The following is a 16,093-nucleotide window of genomic DNA, read 5'->3' as shown; positions in this document are numbered from 1 at the left end:
TCGGTCAGGGTTTGCGGCGGGCGTCTTCCAGCCCACGGCCCTTGGCCTTGAGCAGGGCGGCGGTACGCGCATCGTATTTCAGCTTGGCCACCGATCCGCCGGGCAGCAGCAGCTTGACCTCGTACTGCCAGATGCCGTCGTCGCGATCCAGCTCCACGCCGATCACGTCGCCCGCGTACTGGCCCGACACGGTTTCGAGAATGCGCGACAGGGGCAGGATTTCGCCCGACTGCACGGCGGCGCGGGCGCGGTCGGCGTCCTTGTCGGCGTGCGCTGCCGGCGCCGACCCCAGTGCCAGCAGCGCCAGCAGCGCGGTGGCTGCCAGCGCGCGTGGACGCGGAAGTGCCTGGAAAATAGACCTCATGGCCCGGAGTTTGCATCAAAAAGCCTGAATGCGGGCTGAACGGAAGGCTCAGGGTGCGTTCAGCTGCCGGCACGGACAATGGCCGCCATCCCTGCCAAGGCGTTCCGTCATGCCATCCGCTCAGCCCCCTGTCAGCCATCCGTCCTCGTCGCATGCCGTTGCAAAACCCGCTCGCCTGCGGCGCCTGGCGCTGGCTGCCGGGATACCGGTAACGCTGCTGAGCGTGGCGAGCGTGTTCGGCATGCAGGCCGGCTGGCCAGCGTCCTGGCACGCATGGCGGCATGCCGATGCAGGGCTGGCGATGATCGCGCTCGGCGCGCTCGTCGCCGGTGCGTTGCTGGCGTTCTGCACGGGCGAATGAGCGCGAACGGTAGCGCCCGCGCACGTCCAGGACCTTGCGCGCCGACGCCTGACGACGATGCGGCGAACGCCAAAACGGGGGGACGTAGGCCGTCTTCGCGTTTTCACTGAGGCAAAGCCGCGACAAAACGCGGGGTTTTTACGAGGTTTTGCGTTTCGCATGCACGAAAACCCCTTGACTTACGGTTCTTTCCGCTATGATTCAGTGGGCGTCGACAAGGCAATCGTGCAACGCTGAGAAGCAATGCGAAACACCTGCCGGCACCCATCTGTTCAACTTACGAAAATAGATATGGCGACCAAAGCGAAACCGACCGCGAAGACTGCAACCAAGCCCGCTGCCACGAAGGCCGCGGCAACCAAGGCACCCGTGAAGGCTGCCGCCAAGAAGGCCACGCCGGCCAAGAAGGCTGCTCCCGCCGCTGCGCCCGTTGCGCGCCCGCTGAAGGACACCTTCAACAAGTCGAGCCTGGTCGCTCACCTGGTAGCCCAGACCCAACTGGAAGCCAAGGCCGTGAAGACGGTGCTGGCCCACCTGGAAACCACCATCATCGGCGCGCTGAACAAGAAGGGCGCTGGCGAGTTCACGCTGCCCGGCCTGCTGAAGGTTACGGCGCAGCAAGTGCCGGCCAAGAAGAAGCGCTTCGGCAAGGACCCGTTCACCGGTGAAGAGCGTTGGTTCCCGGCCAAGCCGGCCAGCGTCAAGGTCAAGGTCCGTCCGCTGAAGAAGCTGAAGGACGCTGCAGCCTGATCTGCGTCACGCTGTCCTGACAAAAAAGGAGCCACTGCCGGCTCCTTTTTTTTGGGGCTCTTCGCCGATTTGCGGGGTGAGCCAAAGCAGACGATCAACGTTCAATCTGCACGCGCATCGACCGCGCGTCTGGCAAACCCAAGGCTTCCGCCGCAGCGTAAGAGAGATCGATAATCCGGCCTTTGACGTATGGTCCGCGGTCGTTGATGCGAACGACAACCGACTTTCCGGTAGCCAACGATCTGACCCGCACATAGCTGCCGAGCGGTAATGTTCGATGGGCGGCAGTCAGGGCGCCGCCATCGTAGCGTTCTCCGTTTGCGGTCAGACGCCCCTGGAACCTTGTCGAATACCATGACGCGTCGCCGGATTGCAACATCTCGTGCTCATGCCGAGGGCGACAGGAATCAGCCCTGCACGCTGCATGCCTGGGCGGAATCTCTCCGCAAGCAGTGAACAAAGCGCAGATTCCCAAGACTCCCAAAGAGCGAAGTGAAAGCAGCATAGACCACCCATCAGCGATTGAGACGTGGCTCTGACGGTCTCCAAAAGCTCGCGTTGGCAGCGCGACCGGGTTACGTAACACCTTGACAATATTTTAGGTGACAAGCGACGCCCCTGAAGGTCCGACCCAACGACAAGCTGGTTTCTGGACTATCGGTCGAATGTGGTCCAAGAGTTCCGCGTTTTGCCCGAAGCATTTGACGCGACACCATCGAGTTGACCACTCCACTCCCGCATTGTGGAAATGCCTGAAGCCAGACGGCGCCATGATTCACGGCCTCGTCGCCATTGCGACCATTTTTTGGCGTAGCCTACGCATTCAACGCCCATGGGCATGTTCGCCCCGCAGCGTCATCACCGTGCTGGCGACCTATGCCTACCTTGCCGGCAAGGCGCCGCTCGCGCTGGTGACACTCGCGCCCGAGCGCACGGTCTACGTCTCCGGCCTGTCCAAGAGCCTGGCTAGCGGATTTGCGTTTCGGGTACATGGTCGTTCCCAGTGCCTGTGCGGGCCGGGTCAAGGCCGCGATCCGCGCCAGCTACTGGAGCCTGCCCAGCGTGGTGACGGCCATGGCCACGCGCTGGATGGCCGGCGGTACAGTGGCTCGTCAGGAAGCACTGCTACGACGTGAGGCGCGCCGCAGGCAGACCGTGGCGCGGGAAGTCTTCGCCGGTATGGAGATGATCGCGCATCCGGCCTCGATGTTTCTGTGGATTCACCTGTCCGAAGACCTGCGCATGGACCGGATCGCTACCGCTCTGGCTGAGCGTGGCATCGCGGTGTCCAAGGCGGAGGCCTATGCAACGACCCGGGACGTCCCGCATGCGTTGCGGTTGGGCTTGAGTTCGGTCCCGATGGAGCACCTCAGGTCTGTGCTGATGCAGGTGCGCGAAACCATTGAGCAGTTTCCGATCTAGCTGCGCTACCAGCGTCTTGATGCGTACCTTTCTCGGCCACTCCCGGTTCCTATTCCTTCGCCTCTTCCTGGCCGATCTCGGTCGGATGCTCCCGATCCGGGCGACCTTCCCCGGAAATCGGCGATGAACCCTTTTTTATGCCAGTCAGAGCAGCCAATCGCTGCAGCGCTTAATCCAGATCAAATCCGCGGCAAGGTCCCCCACCTAGAATCGACGACGTCATGGGTGCGGGGGCGCTCCCCATGACAGGGCTTCCGGAGCATTCCGGAAGCTTCCGCCCGCGGCCGCGATGGCCGCGGGTTTTTTCCTTCAGCGCGGCGTCTCAGCCAACCACCTGCTTGGCATACGTCGCCCGCGCCATCTCGCAGACCTCCACCGATACCTGTACGTTCAGGCCGCCGTCGGCACCGGTGCGCACCGCGTCGGCGATCACGTCGCAGACTGCCTGCGCCAGCGCCTGGCGCACGGCGCTGTCGCGGCCGTCCAGGATCGACAGGCGCGCGTGGACGAAAGCCCGCTCGACGGGATCCACGCCCTGGCGGTAGGTCGACAGCGTGACGCAGCGTGATTTGATGTCAGCCTCCTGGAACTGCCCCGACGCCAGCAGCGCCGCATTGGCTTCATCGAGGAGCTCGTCCGGCGAGCAGTTCAGGCGGGTATTTTCGGTGAGTTCGATGACGAGGTGGGGCATGGCGGCGTCCTGGCAAAGGTCCTGGAAAAGCTCCGGCTCACGGCCGGCGAAAGCGAGCATGATACGGGATCGGCGCGCTGAGGTAAGCTGGGTCCTGAGTCGCGCGGTCGCGCTTGCCCTGTCAAAAAACACCATGGAAGTATTCAGCCTTGATCTCGTCCTGCGCCTGTTTGCCGGCCTTCTGACCGGTGCCCTGATTGGCCTGGACCGCAACTTGCGCGGCAAGGCGGCCGGCATGCGCACGCTCGGCCTGGTGTCGCTTGGCGCCGCCACGGCGGCGTGCCTGGTGACGCTGGGCGGGCATCCGCCGGATGCGCTGTCGCGGGTGCTGCAGGGAGTGCTGACTGGGGTCGGCTTCCTGGGCGTGGGCGTGATCGCGCGGCATGGCGTGCGGGAGCGTCCGCAGGGGTTGACCACGGCGGCGGCAATTTGGCTTGCCGCGGTGCTGGGTGCCGCTGCCGGTGCCGGCTACTACATGGTCACGGTTACCGCGCTGGCGCTCGGCATGGCGCTGCTGTGGATCGGCGGGCGCTTCGAGGCGACACTGCATCGGTTCCTGGATCGCAACAATGGCGACAAGCACCACGGGGCACCGCACGGGTCCGACGGGAACTAGCCCGATAACGGCCAGGCGCAATCGCGCGCGGGTCAGCCCGGACCCAAAGCAAACGGGGCGCCTGGTGGCGCCCCGTTTGGATCCGCAGCAGAAGCGGGTCAGGCGTGTACGGCGGTCCGCTCGCGTACTGGCGCCAGCGCGCTGCCGAAGCGGGCGGGATTTTCCCTTGCCAGTTGCTGCAATTGCGCCAGCTTGGCCTTCAGCCCGGCATCCAGCTTGGGAGCGGGCATCACCGTGGAGGGGCAGGCCACGTCCAGGATGTTCAGCGCCTGCTGGAAGTTATCGAGGGTCAGGCCGGCTGCCGGGTCGACCGTGACCAGATGCTCGCGCAGCGCCTCGGACATCGACTCCGGCGCGGCGCAGGACAGGATTACGTAGTGGACCGGCCTGGCGCCTTGCGCGAAATACGCCGCGATCTCGGCGCCGTGGCCGCCTTCGACCGGCGGTGTCATGGCTTCGACCTGCAGGTCCAGCTGCTGCAGGATTGCCGCCGGCGTGCCGCGGCGCCAGGCATCGGACACCACCACGCGGGCGCCGGCCACGCCGAACAGCCTGCGCACGAACCCAAGCGCGACCGGGTCGAAGAACCTGACGTCGCGCGGCGTGCCCGAATCCGGAATGCCGCCGAGGCGGGCGCGGGAGCGGTCGGAGTACAGGACGCCGGGTACGTCCAGCATGATCAGTCGTTCAGCCATGGTTTCCTGTGCGGGTGCCAGTTCAGTTGGTGTGAAGCAAGATTACTCGCCACAGCCTGGCTGACACGTAACCAGCGCCGCTTCAGTTGCAACATATCTGTAACTTTGTCGCGGAAGACGTAAATGCCGGTTACGTCGCCATGACAAATGTTTCGACCCGACACAACTTGGCTGCCATCTCGACAAACTCCCGCTAGAAGCGGAAGCGCGTCACGTCATCGGCCAGGGCGGCCGCCTGCTGGTCCAGCCGCGCTGCCTGGCCGGCCAGCTCGTCCACCAGCCCCGCGTTCTGCTGCGCCGTCTGCCGCAGCTGCAACACCGACTGCCCCGCGGCCTGGACGCTGCCGGCCTGTTCATCCGCCAGCGTGCGCAGGGCCTCGGCCAGCGCATGGCTGTGGCCGACGGTAGCGGCGATCCGGTCCATCGCCGCCACCACGCCGGCGCTCAGGCGGGCACTTTGCTGGATCTCGTGCGTGGCGGTGCCGACGATGCCGCCGATCTCCCGCGCCGCATCGGCACTGCGCTGCGCCAGCGCGCGCACTTCCTGCGCCACCACGGCAAAGCCGCGGCCGGCCGGGCCGGCGCGGGCGGCTTCCACGGCGGCATTCAGCGCGAGGATATTGGTCTGGAAGGCGATGCCTTCGATCACGCCGACGATCTCGGCAATATGGCGCGAGTGCCCATGCAGTGCGTCCATCGCACCGCGCATCTGGCGCACCACGGCTGTGCCGTCATCGGTGGCGGTGCGCGCCTGGCTGGCCATCTCGCTCGACTCGGTGGCCTGCGCATGCGCGTCGGCCACGCGCGCGGCCAGTGCCTGCATGCTGTCCGTGGTGGCATCCAGCGCGCTGGCCTGCTGCTGCGTGCGCGACGACAGGGCATGGTTGTCTTCGGCAATCTGCTGGCTGGCCGCGGTGATCTCCTGCGCGCTGGCCTGGATGCGCGCGAGTACACCGGCAAGCTGGTCGCGCATGCTGGCCATATGGTGCAGCATGCTGCTGCGGTCCGACGGGCGCAGCGCGATGGCGGCGGTCAGGTCGCCCTCGGCAATGCGGCGGGCAATGTCGGCGGCGTGGCGCGGCTCGCCGCCCAGTTCGGCGCGCAGGCTGCGCGCCGCGATCCACGCCAGCGCGGCGGCGGCCAGCAGGCTGGCGCCGAGCAGGGCGGCCATCCATGCCTGCGCGCGCAACTGGCTGGCCGCCACGCTGGCCACGGTGGCGGCGGCCTGCTGCTCCTGCTGGCGGCGCACGGCTTCCACCTGGCGGCTGAGCGCCTGCAGCTGTTCGGTAACGAAGTGGCCGTCGACAGAAACCGCGCTGTCGAACTGCAGCGGATCCAGCGGCTGCTTGCGCAGCAATGCCAGGTAGGCCTGCACCAGCTCGTTGGCGCGCTGCCGTTCGCGCAGCAGGGGCGCCGCCTGTGCCGGGGCGGCCCGTTGCACGCCGGCCAGCGCCGCATCCAGCTGCGCCAGGGCAGCCGTGATCTCATCAGCGGCGCCATCGCGCTCGGTACTGCTGGTGGCCATGGTCAGCGCCAGCTGGGCACGCCCGAGCGTAGCCAGCGCCGATTGCGCCCGCTCCGCCGAGATGGCGCCGTGCATATCATGCTGATACAGGGTATCGGTGCGCGCCTTGATCGAGACCAGGTTGGCGATGCCGGTCAGGCCGACCGCGGCGCCGAACAGGTAGACCAGGGCGAAGGCGGCGCACAGGCGAACCACCAGCGGCAGGCCGCCCAGCCGTGCCAGCAGGCGCACTGGGGCAACTGCCCGGCTGCGGCCGGGCAGGCGTGTCTTGAGGACTTGCAACACGGAGATGACTCCAAACGGGCGCGCTGGCATCGCAAGCCTGCGCGGCCCGGGGTTGACCCGATTTGCCGCATACGCTGCCCTCTGTACGGGGTGGTCGCCGCGGCGCATGGATGGTCGTGCATCAACGTGACGCCGGCGTGACATGGGTAAAGATGGATTGTCATCGTGCCGTCATATCCATGTCATGCAATGTGGGCCGCGCCACGCCCTTACCCCATTCCCCGGATTGCCCTTCATGAACGGCCTGCCTGCCGCCACGCCTTCGCACGACCCTGCTCCCGGCGCCTCTGCGGCCCCGGCCGCGGGCGGGCTCGCGCTTGCGCGGCTCCCCCATTTGCACGCGGTGTTCCAGCCGATCGTGCAGGCGGACAATGGCGAGATCCTGGGCTATGAAGCCTTGATCCGCGGCCCGGTGGGCTCGCCGTGGGCGGTGCCGGAGGCGTTGTTCCGGCTTGCGCAGGGCGCCGCCGCCACCATCGCGCTGGAGATCCGCGCGGCGCGCACCGCGCTGGCCGCCTGGCGCAGCCTGGACCTGCCTGGCCAGCTCTTCCTCAATTTCAGCCCGCTGACGTTGCGGCGCCTGCTCGCCGACCGCGGGCGCCTGATGGCCGCGCTGGTGGAAGCCGGCATCGCGCCGTCGCGGCTGGTGGTCGAAGTCACCGAGCAGACGCCGATCGGCGACGCGGCCAGCTTTGGCGTGGCGATGTCGGTGCTGCGCGAGCTCGGCATGCAGTATGCGCTGGATGACTTCGGCACCGGGCACGCCAACCTCGACCTGCTGGCGCACCTGTCTCCGCAGTTCGTCAAGATCGACAAGTCCCTGGTGCGCGGCATCGCGTCCTGTTCGCGCCGGCTGGAGATCCTGCGCGGGCTGCTGCGCATGGTGAGCGCCTTTGGCGGCCGCGTGATCGCCGAAGGCATCGAAGACGAAGACGAGCTGGCCGTGATCCGCGACCTGGGCGTGACGGGCGCCCAGGGCTATTACGTGGGCCGGCCCGTGGCGCAGCCCGCCGCGCAGGCGGCCCAGCACGTACGCCAGGCGCTGGCATCGCGGCATATTGCCGTGTTTCCGCAGATGGTGCGCTCCGGCTGGTCGGGCATCACCGCCGGGCGGCTGCTGCGGCCCGGGCCGACGGTGTCGCCCGCCTCCAGTAACGATGCGGTGTTGCGCAAGTTCCAGGACCAGCCCGAGCTGCAAGCCGTGGCCGTGGTCAATGATGACGGGCGGCCGCTGGCGATCATCAGCCGCCAGGCGTTTATCGACCGCTATGCGGCGCCGTTCCATCGCGAGCTGTATGGCAAGAAGGCTTGCATTGCCATGGCCAACCGCGAGCCGGCGTGCTTCGACCAGCGCGCCAGCCTGGAGGAAATGGCGCAGATCCTGTCGGGCGAGAACACGCGTTCGCTGGCGGACGGTTTCGTCATCACCGACCACGGCCGCTATATCGGGGTGGGTACCGGTGCGGACCTGATCCGGGCGATCACCGAAGTGCGCATGGAAGCGGCGCGCTATGCCAATCCGCTGACCTTCCTGCCGGGCAATATCCCGCTGAACCAGCATATCGAGCGCCTGATCGAGGCCGCGAGCGAGTTCCATGCCTGCTATGTCGACCTGAACCACTTCAAGCCGTTCAACGACAAGTACGGCTACTGGAAGGGCGATGAGATGCTCAAGGGTGCGGCTGCGATCCTGGCCGAGGCCTGCGACCCGGCCCGCGATTTCCTCGGCCACGTAGGCGGCGACGATTTCCTGGTGCTGTACCAGAGCGATGACTGGTCAGAGCGTGTGCAGGGTGCGATCCAGCGCTTCAACGATGCCGCGCGCGCCATGTATACGGCGGCCGACTGTGCCGCCGGCGGCATGCATGGCGAAGACCGGCACGGGCGATCGGTGTTCTTTCCGCCTGTGTCGATGGCGGTGGGTGTCGTGTGCGTAAGCGGCGAGGGGGTGGCCGGGCTGCAGCGCCTGGGCAGCCAGCATATCGGCGCCGCCGCGGCCGCGGCCAAGCGCGAGGCCAAGCGTTCGCCGACGGGCATGGCGGTGCTCGATTTCCTGGCGCTCGCCGCGACGCTGCCGGCCTAGGGCCTGTTCCCATATAAAACGCGCGTACGTTTTATATGGGAACAGGCCCTAGCGTCAGTTGCCGGGCAGCTTGCGCCCGCCGACCCGGCGCCTGGCCCCGGGCAGCCGCGGGGCAACGTCTTCTTCGAGCACATCGAGGCGGTAGCCGTGGGCGTAGACCACGGTGATGACGATGCCGTTTGCGATGCCGATCCGCAGCGTCTTGCGCAGGCGCGAGATCAGGCCCGCCAGCGCCCGCGACAGCGGCGGCAGCTCATGCCGCCAGATCGCCTGCTGGATGCGGTCGCTGGCCAGCACGCGGCCGACGTTGGAGAACAGCATCATCGCCAGGTCGAACTCCTTCGGCGTCATTGCGATGCGTTCGCCGCGCAGCGTGGCAAAGCGGCCCACGCTGTTGAGCTGGTAGGGACCGGCCTGCACCACCAGGCCCTGGCGCAGGCGCTCGCCGGTGACGCGCCGGCGCAGCGCCGTGATGCGCGCGATCAGCACGCGCACGTTGAGCGGTCGCCACATGTAATCGTCGGCGCCGGCATCGAGCGCATCGACCAGGTTGTCTTCGCTGTTGTCCGCCGCCAGCATGATGATGGGCACGTCGCGCGAGCGCGCGCTGCGCACCGCGCGGACCACATCGATGGCCGGCAGGTCCGGCAGCTCGTCATCAATGAGCAGCATGTCGTAGGGCGCCTGGCTGATGCCGTGAATCAACTCCCGGCCCGATTCAAACACGTTGCAACGATAGCCGGTCTGGTCCAGCATTTCGGTCACGGTACGGAGTTGGGGCGAGTTGCCCATGAGCAGCGCGATATTCATCGAAGGCGTAAGACTGACGCGAAATGCAGACGAGTTACGAGAGCCGTGGCAAGGACGGCTGGACCGTGGCCGGGCAGCAGCACTGCAGGGCGCAGACAAGAAGCGTATAAAAGGTGTGGTCGACAAAACAATCAGACGTTTCTGAAATATCTGTCGTTTCTTTGGTTTCGCGCGCGTCGCAGAGGGGAGGGGCGTATCGGGACTGCCGTCGGGCCCGGCCGCTACGGAAAGTTGTCCACAGATCCTGTGGAAAAAACGGCAGGCAGTCGCCGGACAGCGGCCTGGTACCGTGATGCCGTCGGCCTGCTGAAAAAGAAGGCAGTCCTGAGGGCTGCGCACGCCCGATGTCAACATCCTGAGCGCGGTGTGCCAAAATAGCGCGCATCGCGACCCGGTCAGGGGACACAAGCCAACCGATGCTGCAGAGCCCGAGTGTCATCGCCATCATCGTGCTGGCCTTTCACGCCGTAGGCGTGGTGGCCGCCCTGCATGCCGTCATGACGGTGCGCACCGCGCCGGGTGCGATCGCGTGGGCGGGATCGCTGGTGATGATGCCGTACTTCACGCTGGTGCCTTACCTGATCTTCGGGCGCAGCACCTTTGCCGGCTACGTCGATGCGCGCCGCTTCAACGACGACCGGCTGCGCGAGATCCGCCATGGCATGACCCCGAGCGAGCGCGAAGCCCGCAGCGCCTGCGTGGTCCACGCGCCGGCGCAGGCCTGCATGCGGGCGCTGCCGCGGCTGACCGGCATGCCCTGCCTGTCCAACAACGATGTGCGGCTGCTCATCAACGGCGAGCAGACCTTCGAGGCAATCTTCGCGGCGATGGCGCGTGCCACCCAGGTACTGATCGTGCAGTTTTTCATCGTGCATGACGACGCGCTGGGCCAGCGCCTGCAGGCCCTGATGTGCGAGCGCGCGCAAGCCGGGGTCAAGGTGTATTTCCTGTTCGACCGCATCGGCTGCCATGCGCTGCCGCGCCGCTATATGCGCACGCTGCTCGATGCCGGTGTCGATGCGCGGGCGTTCTCCACGCACCGCGGCTTTGTCAACCGCTTCCAGCTCAATTTCCGCAACCATCGCAAGCTGGTCATCGTCGATGGCAGCGAGGCCTTTGTCGGCGGCCACAACGTTGGCGTCGAATACCTGGGGCAGCGCCCGCCGCTGGCACCGTGGCGAGACACCCATATCGCGCTGCGCGGCAGCGCCGTGCTGGACCTGCAGATGGCCTTTGCCGAAGACTGGTACTGGGCCGCGCGCGAAGTTCCGTATTTGCTGATGCCGCCGACCGAGGCTGGCGGGCGCATGACCTGCCAGGTGGTGCCGTCCGGACCGGCGGACTCGCAGGAAACCTGTTCGCTTTTTTTTGTAGAGGCCATCCAGTCGGCGCGCCACCGGCTGTGGATCACGTCGCCGTATTTCGTGCCGGACGAGGCGGTGTTCGCGGTGCTGCGGCTGGCGGTGCTGCGCGGCGTGGATGTGCGCATCCTGATCCCGGCGCGGCCCGACCACCTGGTGGTCTATGCCGCCTCGACCCTCTACGCGTACCAGGCCGTGGCCGCCGGCATCAAGCTGTACCGCTACCAGCCTGGCTTCCTGCACCAGAAGGTCATCCTGATCGACGACGAAGCCGCGGCCGTTGGTACCGCCAACCTGGACAACCGCTCCTTCCGGCTCAACTTCGAGCTGATGGTGATGACCGCCGACAAGGGCTTTGCCGCGGATGTGGCGGCGATGCTCGAAGCCGATTTCGCGCAGGCCCGCCATGTCGGGCTGGACGAGTTCCTGAGCGCTCCGGCTCCGCTGCGCGTGGCCATGCACGTCGCCAAGCTGTTTGCGCCCATCCTCTGAGCGCACGGCCTTCCTGGTCCCGCAACGTCTTCGATGCAGCAAGCTTGTGACAGTTTAGTTGTGTACACTGTTCACTATAAGAACATACACATCATGAACTGTTATTCCGATCACAGGGGGGCTGCATGAACCGGGCTGCCTCCGCACCGCCGGCGCGTGCGACCTACCGCCATGGCGACCTGCGCCGCGCGCTGCTCGATGCCGGCATCGACCTGGCGCGCGAAGGCGGTCCCGACGCCATCGTGCTGCGCGAAGCCACGCGCCGTGCCGGCGTGGTGCCCAACGCGGCGTACCGCCACTTCGCCAGCCGGCAAGACCTGCTGCAGGCAGTGCGAGCCTGGGCCCTGTCGTCGCTGGCCATTGCCATGGAGGCAGAAATCGGCGGGCTGCGCCCGGGACGGGGCGCCGCCGCGCATGCACGCGCCTGCCTGCGCGCGGTTGGCACCGGCTACCTGCGCTTTGCCTTGACCGAGACCGGCCTGTTCCGCACCGCGTTCTCGGTGCCGGACGAAGTGGAGGACGACGCCGACCCGGCCAAGGCCGGCAACAGCGGCCTCAATCCGTTCCAGCTGTTGTGCGCGGCGTTGGACATGCTGGTGGAAGCCGGCGTGCTGCCGCCGGACCGCCGGCCGGGCGCAGAGTATCTGGCGTGGTCGGCCGTGCATGGCCTTGCCATCCTGCTGATCGACGGCCCGCTGCGCAGCCGCGCCAAGGAGCAGGCAGATGTCCTCGGCCAGCGCCTGCTCGATATGGTCGAGAAGGGCTTGTAGGAACCCGAGGCAACCGCAATAAAAAAAGATGCCACGATGGCTGGGCCATCGTGGCAGCACAAGGAACCAGGAAGGGGGGCAACCTGGCTCTGTCGGGGCACCCACGGGTCGGGTGCAGGGACAATGTATTCCGTTGATTCTTATGTGAATATCGGACCCTTCTTAAATATGTCCTTGAATTGTCCCGAAACAAGCACTCAAATTCCGATCGGCGCGCGTGGCGCGGCTGCCTGCCGCGCCGCTTCGCGGAATTGCAAGGCTTGCGGCGCGGTCTAAATGCTGTGGCCTGACCGGGTCCGGCGGGCCGAATGCCGACGTCACGCTGAGGAGCGGATCATGCGATATGGAACGGGAGTGATCCTTGCCGCGGCGGCCCTGGCGGGCTGTGTGGCTTATCCGTATGCCGGCGACCCGTATGCGGCATATCCGGCATATCCTGACTACGCCGTGTCGGCGCCTTACTACGGGGGGTATCCAGCCTATCCGGTGTATGGCGCCTATCCGTACTACAGTCCATGGCCGGCCTATGGCAGCTTCGCCTTTATCTATGGCGGCGGCGGTGGCCGTCACTGGAATGGCGGCGGGCGCGGCGGCGGCAGAGGTGGATGGGGTGGTGGCAGGGGCCATTGATCCAGGCGCGGCCACGGTGGCAATGGCGCGCGTGCGGGATTACCATCCGCTCATGGTTGCCAACGGAGCCAGATCGTCATGAGCAAGCCCGCACCGATGCACCCGCCGCAAAAGCCGACGCCCTCCCGGCAAAAGGAAAAGGACGAACTGATCGAGCGCGAACTGGATGAGGCGCTGGAGGAGACCTTCCCCGCCAGCGATCCGGTGGCGGTCGATACCCGCGTGCCGCACCGGCCCGCGGGCGCACCGAAGCAAAGGAAGTAACGCCTCCGGGCGTGGCGGCGCGCTATGGCAACTGGCGCAGTTGCCCGATGACCGACATCAGCCGTCCGTGCGCCACGATGACGCCGGACTCATCCTGCAGCGCTTCCTGGTAACGCTTGCGGAAGCCCGCATCGGCGCCGTCGCTGAAGAGTTTCTCCGCGGCACGGCCGACCGCACGGCAGGTGTCGTCGTGATGTTCCTTGGCTTCCAGTTCTTCGTCGATCTCGATGATCAGGCGCGACAGCGGGTCGAGCCAGCGAAAGTAGTTGTCTTCGGTCACCAGCTGGACAAACAGGCCTGCCGGAATCGGGCCATTCAGGCGCTCATACTGCGCCCTGTCATAGCCGATGACTTCCTTGTGAACCTGCAGCAAGGCCGCCCGCAGGGCCTTCAGCCCCAAGCGGCGAGTTTCCTGTGTGGCGAGGAATTGTTCGTTGGGCATCCCCATCTCCGCGTTTCCACTGGTTCGGGTCGGGCAGCGGTGCGTCATCGCACCCAGGCTCCACCGGCGTATCGTGCTGGTGGTTCCTGGCTGCCGGATTGTCCGGGCGCCTGCCAGTATAGGCACCGCCGCGCAGCCCGCGCCAGCGCCGGCAGCTAGCGAAATACCCGCATTTGCGCCGGCCGCGGCGCATGATTGGCGCACATGGCGAGTCCCTCAGTTGCCCTCGGCGGATGGCGGCGCCGGCGCGAGCAAGTCAGCGGCGCGCGAACGCCGCGCGTCGGCCGCACGGAAATAGCGCACCACCGTCGACACGCTGGCATGGCCGGTCATGGCCATGGTCTCGGCCAACGGCACCTGTTGCGCAGCGGCCTCGGTGACGAAGCCAGAACGCAGCGAATGCGCCGAATAGTCGCCGTCCAGCCCGGCCAGCGCACAGCGCGCCTTGACGATGCGGCTCACCGCCGCATCCGACAAACCTTCTCCCACATGCCCGCCACGGCGGATGCGGCGAAACAGCGGCCCATGGTCGATGCCCGCGGCGGCCAGCCATGCCTCCAGCGCTTGACCCGCGGCCCCGGTCACCGGCTTGGCGGTATCGGCGCGCTCGCTGCCTGACTGGTTGGTCTTGGACCAGCCCAGCGCATAGACGAATTCACCCGGACCCAGCCGCGTGAGGTTGTCGATGGTGGCGCGTGCCACTTCAGAGCGGCGGCGCCCGCCGCTGGCCCATGCGAACAGCAGCAAGGCGCGGTCGCGCAGCCCGGCCAGCGAGCTGTCGCAGGTATCGAGCAGCCGCAGCAGCGGCGCGCGGGTCAGCGCCGCCTTGCGCGCCTGGCGTTGGCCGCGGCGCGCATAGGCGCGGCGCGTGCCGGCCATCAGTTCGCGCACGGCGGCATCCGCGCACGGGTTGGCCAGGCCTTGCAGGCGGTGGGCCTTGGCGATGACCGCCAGGCGGTGGGTCAGCGTGGACAGCGCGGGCGGGCCGGGTCGTGCCTTGTATCCGTCAGCGACCAGCGCCTGGTCGATGGCCGCTGGCATCTCGCAGACAGGACCTTGCGGCGTCTGGCGCGTGGCGTGGTCGACGATGAACTGGATAACGACGGCAGGCACGAGCGGGAGCCGTACGGGTTGACGGTAGCGCAGGGCGTACCAGGCAGACCAGTAGCGCAATGCGGACCGGTAGCTCGCCACCGTGTTTCGGGACTCGCCTTCGCGGCGCAGGGCATTGGCCGCCTGTTCGGCAAGAGGATCCAGTTCGGACGGACGGAGCGGCGCCGGTAGTTCGACATCAGATGCGATCGGTGGAAAGTAGGCCTCGTGGGCGTCTCGGATCTTGATCATATTAAATATGATGTATGCTGTAATATATCATACGTAAATAAAGAATAACAGCCGATAAGTCTCCATTATCGAACCTTATTCCTCATCCTCACCGATTTTTGCCGGATCCCATCATGGAAACGCTCCGCAGCCGTGGCATCACCCGAGACGACGTATGGCAGGCCGCCGACAGCCTGCTCAAGGCTGGCCAGCGGCCGACCATCGAACGCATTCGCCTGCACCTGGGGCGGGGGTCGCCCAACACGGTCAGTCCCCACCTGGATGCCTGGTTCGCGGCGTTGGGCGGGCGGATCCAGGACCCGCAGGGCTTTGCGCCCGCGCCGGGGTGCCCGGAGCCGGTCACCGAGGCGGCGCGCTACCTGTGGGAAGCCGCGCTGCAGGTGGCAAAGGCGTCGGCCGAGGCGGCGCTGACGCAACGCGAAGCCGCGCTGGCCGAGGCCCGCGCGGCGCTGGCGCTGGAGCGAGAAGCGCTGGCGCAGGAACGCCAGGTCATGCAGGCCCGCCTGGAAGGCGCGGAAGCCGCCATGGCGGAACTGGCGCGGGCACGCGATGACGCCACGGCGCACGCCGCGCGTGCTGAAACAGCAGGCGCCGGCTTGCAGCAGCAAGCGGAAACCCTGCGTGCCGAGCTGGCTGCGGCGCGCCAGGCCCACACCGCCATGCAACAGGATTTCGCCACGCAGCGGGCCGCGTGGGACCAGGAGCGCGAGACCGTGACCCAGCGCGCCGCCGCCAATGAGCGCCGGATGGCGCTGGAGCTGGATGCCGCGCGCGTGGCGGCCAAGGAAGTCCAGAAGCTGCTGGAGGCCGAGCGCAAGGCCGCCGTCGAGCGGCTGACGCGGGCCGCGGAGGCGGCGTCGCGGCAGGGCAGCGAGATGACCCGCCTCGGCCAGGCGATCGCCGTGCTGGAAGAGCGGGTACGGCAGCGGGAAGACCTGCTCGCGGAGTATCGCGACCAGGCGGGGGCGGCTGCCACGGCCACCGCCGGCTCCGCCAATCCGGCAATCCGCCGCGCACCGCCGGCCCGCGCTGCGCTGGCTGCCGGCAAGAGCAGCCGGCGGCGCATGCGGGGCTTGTAGAGGGATGGCCGGGATGCATCGGTGGTTCGCCAGCGTCCACATAAGCACGCGACACCAGGCCGGTGTTGCGCGGGCCGACTGTTCAATCCGCCGCGCTTCGCTTATTGTG

The 16,093-nt window shown here is 67.0% G+C and carries 18 protein-coding genes; 10 read left to right on the top strand and 8 right to left on the bottom strand.

The genetic code is table 11. The annotated features are described in order from the left end of the window. Window positions 1–4: 4 nt before the first annotated feature. The gene (locus ACZ5MJ_RS19295) at window positions 5–364 is read right to left on the bottom strand and encodes a PepSY domain-containing protein (protein WP_464225213.1); all 360 of its coding nucleotides are present in this window, start codon (window positions 362–364) and stop codon (window positions 5–7) included. 109 nt (window positions 365–473) lie between these two features. Between ACZ5MJ_RS19295 and ACZ5MJ_RS19290 the strand changes: the two genes are divergently transcribed. After that, complete coding sequence (locus tag ACZ5MJ_RS19290) at window positions 474–725, top strand: hypothetical protein (protein ID WP_464225212.1); 252 nt, start codon at window positions 474–476, stop codon at window positions 723–725. A gap of 291 nt (window positions 726–1,016) precedes the next feature. After that, window positions 1,017–1,475 (top strand): HU family DNA-binding protein, encoded by a 459-nt coding sequence (locus ACZ5MJ_RS19285; protein WP_464225211.1) that lies wholly within the window; start codon window positions 1,017–1,019, stop codon window positions 1,473–1,475. 94 nt (window positions 1,476–1,569) lie between these two features. On the opposite strand, the gene ACZ5MJ_RS19280 is transcribed toward ACZ5MJ_RS19285, so the two are convergent. Further along, window positions 1,570–1,854, bottom strand: a complete 285-nt coding sequence (locus tag ACZ5MJ_RS19280; protein WP_464225210.1) for a septal ring lytic transglycosylase RlpA family protein — start codon at window positions 1,852–1,854, stop codon at window positions 1,570–1,572. Window positions 1,855–2,465: 611 nt separating this feature from the next. Between ACZ5MJ_RS19280 and ACZ5MJ_RS19275 the strand changes: the two genes are divergently transcribed. Next, window positions 2,466–2,897 (top strand): aminotransferase class I/II-fold pyridoxal phosphate-dependent enzyme, encoded by a 432-nt coding sequence (locus ACZ5MJ_RS19275; protein ID WP_464225208.1) that lies wholly within the window; start codon window positions 2,466–2,468, stop codon window positions 2,895–2,897. Between the two features lie 322 nt (window positions 2,898–3,219). Here the strand turns inward: ACZ5MJ_RS19275 and ACZ5MJ_RS19270 are convergent, their stop codons facing one another. Next, on the bottom strand, window positions 3,220–3,588 hold the full coding sequence (locus ACZ5MJ_RS19270) for a 5-carboxymethyl-2-hydroxymuconate Delta-isomerase (protein ID WP_464225207.1): 369 nt from the start codon (window positions 3,586–3,588) through the stop codon (window positions 3,220–3,222). 133 nt (window positions 3,589–3,721) lie between these two features. Here ACZ5MJ_RS19270 and ACZ5MJ_RS19265 point away from each other — a divergent pair, with 133 nt between their 5' ends. Then, window positions 3,722–4,204: an MgtC/SapB family protein gene (locus tag ACZ5MJ_RS19265; RefSeq protein WP_464225206.1), complete on the top strand. Its 483-nt coding sequence runs from the start codon at window positions 3,722–3,724 to the stop codon at window positions 4,202–4,204. 98 nt (window positions 4,205–4,302) lie between these two features. On the opposite strand, the gene ACZ5MJ_RS19260 is transcribed toward ACZ5MJ_RS19265, so the two are convergent. Continuing rightward, complete coding sequence (locus ACZ5MJ_RS19260) at window positions 4,303–4,899, bottom strand: HAD domain-containing protein (protein ID WP_464225205.1); 597 nt, start codon at window positions 4,897–4,899, stop codon at window positions 4,303–4,305. Window positions 4,900–5,092: 193 nt separating this feature from the next. Continuing rightward, window positions 5,093–6,709: a methyl-accepting chemotaxis protein gene (locus ACZ5MJ_RS19255; protein WP_464225204.1), complete on the bottom strand. Its 1,617-nt coding sequence runs from the start codon at window positions 6,707–6,709 to the stop codon at window positions 5,093–5,095. A gap of 235 nt (window positions 6,710–6,944) precedes the next feature. Here ACZ5MJ_RS19255 and ACZ5MJ_RS19250 point away from each other — a divergent pair, with 235 nt between their 5' ends. Further along, window positions 6,945–8,792: an EAL domain-containing protein gene (locus ACZ5MJ_RS19250; RefSeq protein ID WP_464225203.1), complete on the top strand. Its 1,848-nt coding sequence runs from the start codon at window positions 6,945–6,947 to the stop codon at window positions 8,790–8,792. Window positions 8,793–8,846: 54 nt separating this feature from the next. Here ACZ5MJ_RS19250 and ACZ5MJ_RS19245 read toward each other — a convergent pair whose 3' ends face one another. After that, entirely contained in the window at window positions 8,847–9,602 is a 756-nt protein-coding gene (locus tag ACZ5MJ_RS19245) for a response regulator transcription factor (RefSeq protein WP_464225201.1), read from the bottom strand. Between the two features lie 416 nt (window positions 9,603–10,018). On the opposite strand from ACZ5MJ_RS19245, the gene cls reads away from it, so the two are divergent. The 4 genes from cls to ACZ5MJ_RS19225 all read left to right on the top strand — a co-directional run bounded on the left by cls (window position 10,019) and on the right by ACZ5MJ_RS19225 (window position 13,119). Next, a complete protein-coding gene (cls, locus tag ACZ5MJ_RS19240) occupies window positions 10,019–11,455 on the top strand; it encodes a cardiolipin synthase (protein WP_464225200.1) in 1,437 nt (478 codons plus the stop codon). A gap of 125 nt (window positions 11,456–11,580) precedes the next feature. Further along, window positions 11,581–12,225: a TetR/AcrR family transcriptional regulator gene (locus tag ACZ5MJ_RS19235; RefSeq protein WP_464225199.1), complete on the top strand. Its 645-nt coding sequence runs from the start codon at window positions 11,581–11,583 to the stop codon at window positions 12,223–12,225. A 336-nt stretch (window positions 12,226–12,561) separates the two neighbouring features. Then, a complete protein-coding gene (locus ACZ5MJ_RS19230) occupies window positions 12,562–12,855 on the top strand; it encodes a hypothetical protein (RefSeq protein WP_464225198.1) in 294 nt (97 codons plus the stop codon). Between the two features lie 78 nt (window positions 12,856–12,933). Next, window positions 12,934–13,119, top strand: a complete 186-nt coding sequence (locus ACZ5MJ_RS19225; protein WP_464225197.1) for a hypothetical protein — start codon at window positions 12,934–12,936, stop codon at window positions 13,117–13,119. Between the two features lie 22 nt (window positions 13,120–13,141). Here ACZ5MJ_RS19225 and ACZ5MJ_RS19220 read toward each other — a convergent pair whose 3' ends face one another. Continuing rightward, window positions 13,142–13,567, bottom strand: coding sequence for a hypothetical protein (locus ACZ5MJ_RS19220; RefSeq protein ID WP_464225196.1), 426 nt, complete (start codon window positions 13,565–13,567; stop codon window positions 13,142–13,144). A 210-nt stretch (window positions 13,568–13,777) separates the two neighbouring features. Continuing rightward, window positions 13,778–14,905, bottom strand: a complete 1,128-nt coding sequence (locus ACZ5MJ_RS19215; RefSeq protein ID WP_464225195.1) for a site-specific integrase — start codon at window positions 14,903–14,905, stop codon at window positions 13,778–13,780. A gap of 113 nt (window positions 14,906–15,018) precedes the next feature. Here ACZ5MJ_RS19215 and ACZ5MJ_RS19210 point away from each other — a divergent pair, with 113 nt between their 5' ends. Beyond that, entirely contained in the window at window positions 15,019–15,984 is a 966-nt protein-coding gene (locus ACZ5MJ_RS19210; protein WP_464225193.1) for a DNA-binding protein, read from the top strand. Window positions 15,985–16,093 lie beyond the last annotated feature (109 nt).

This window comes from Cupriavidus sp. LA-1 (assembly GCF_055385985.1).
The sequence above is the reverse complement of the archived record's forward strand: the minus strand, read 5'-3'. Positions and strand labels throughout refer to the sequence as shown.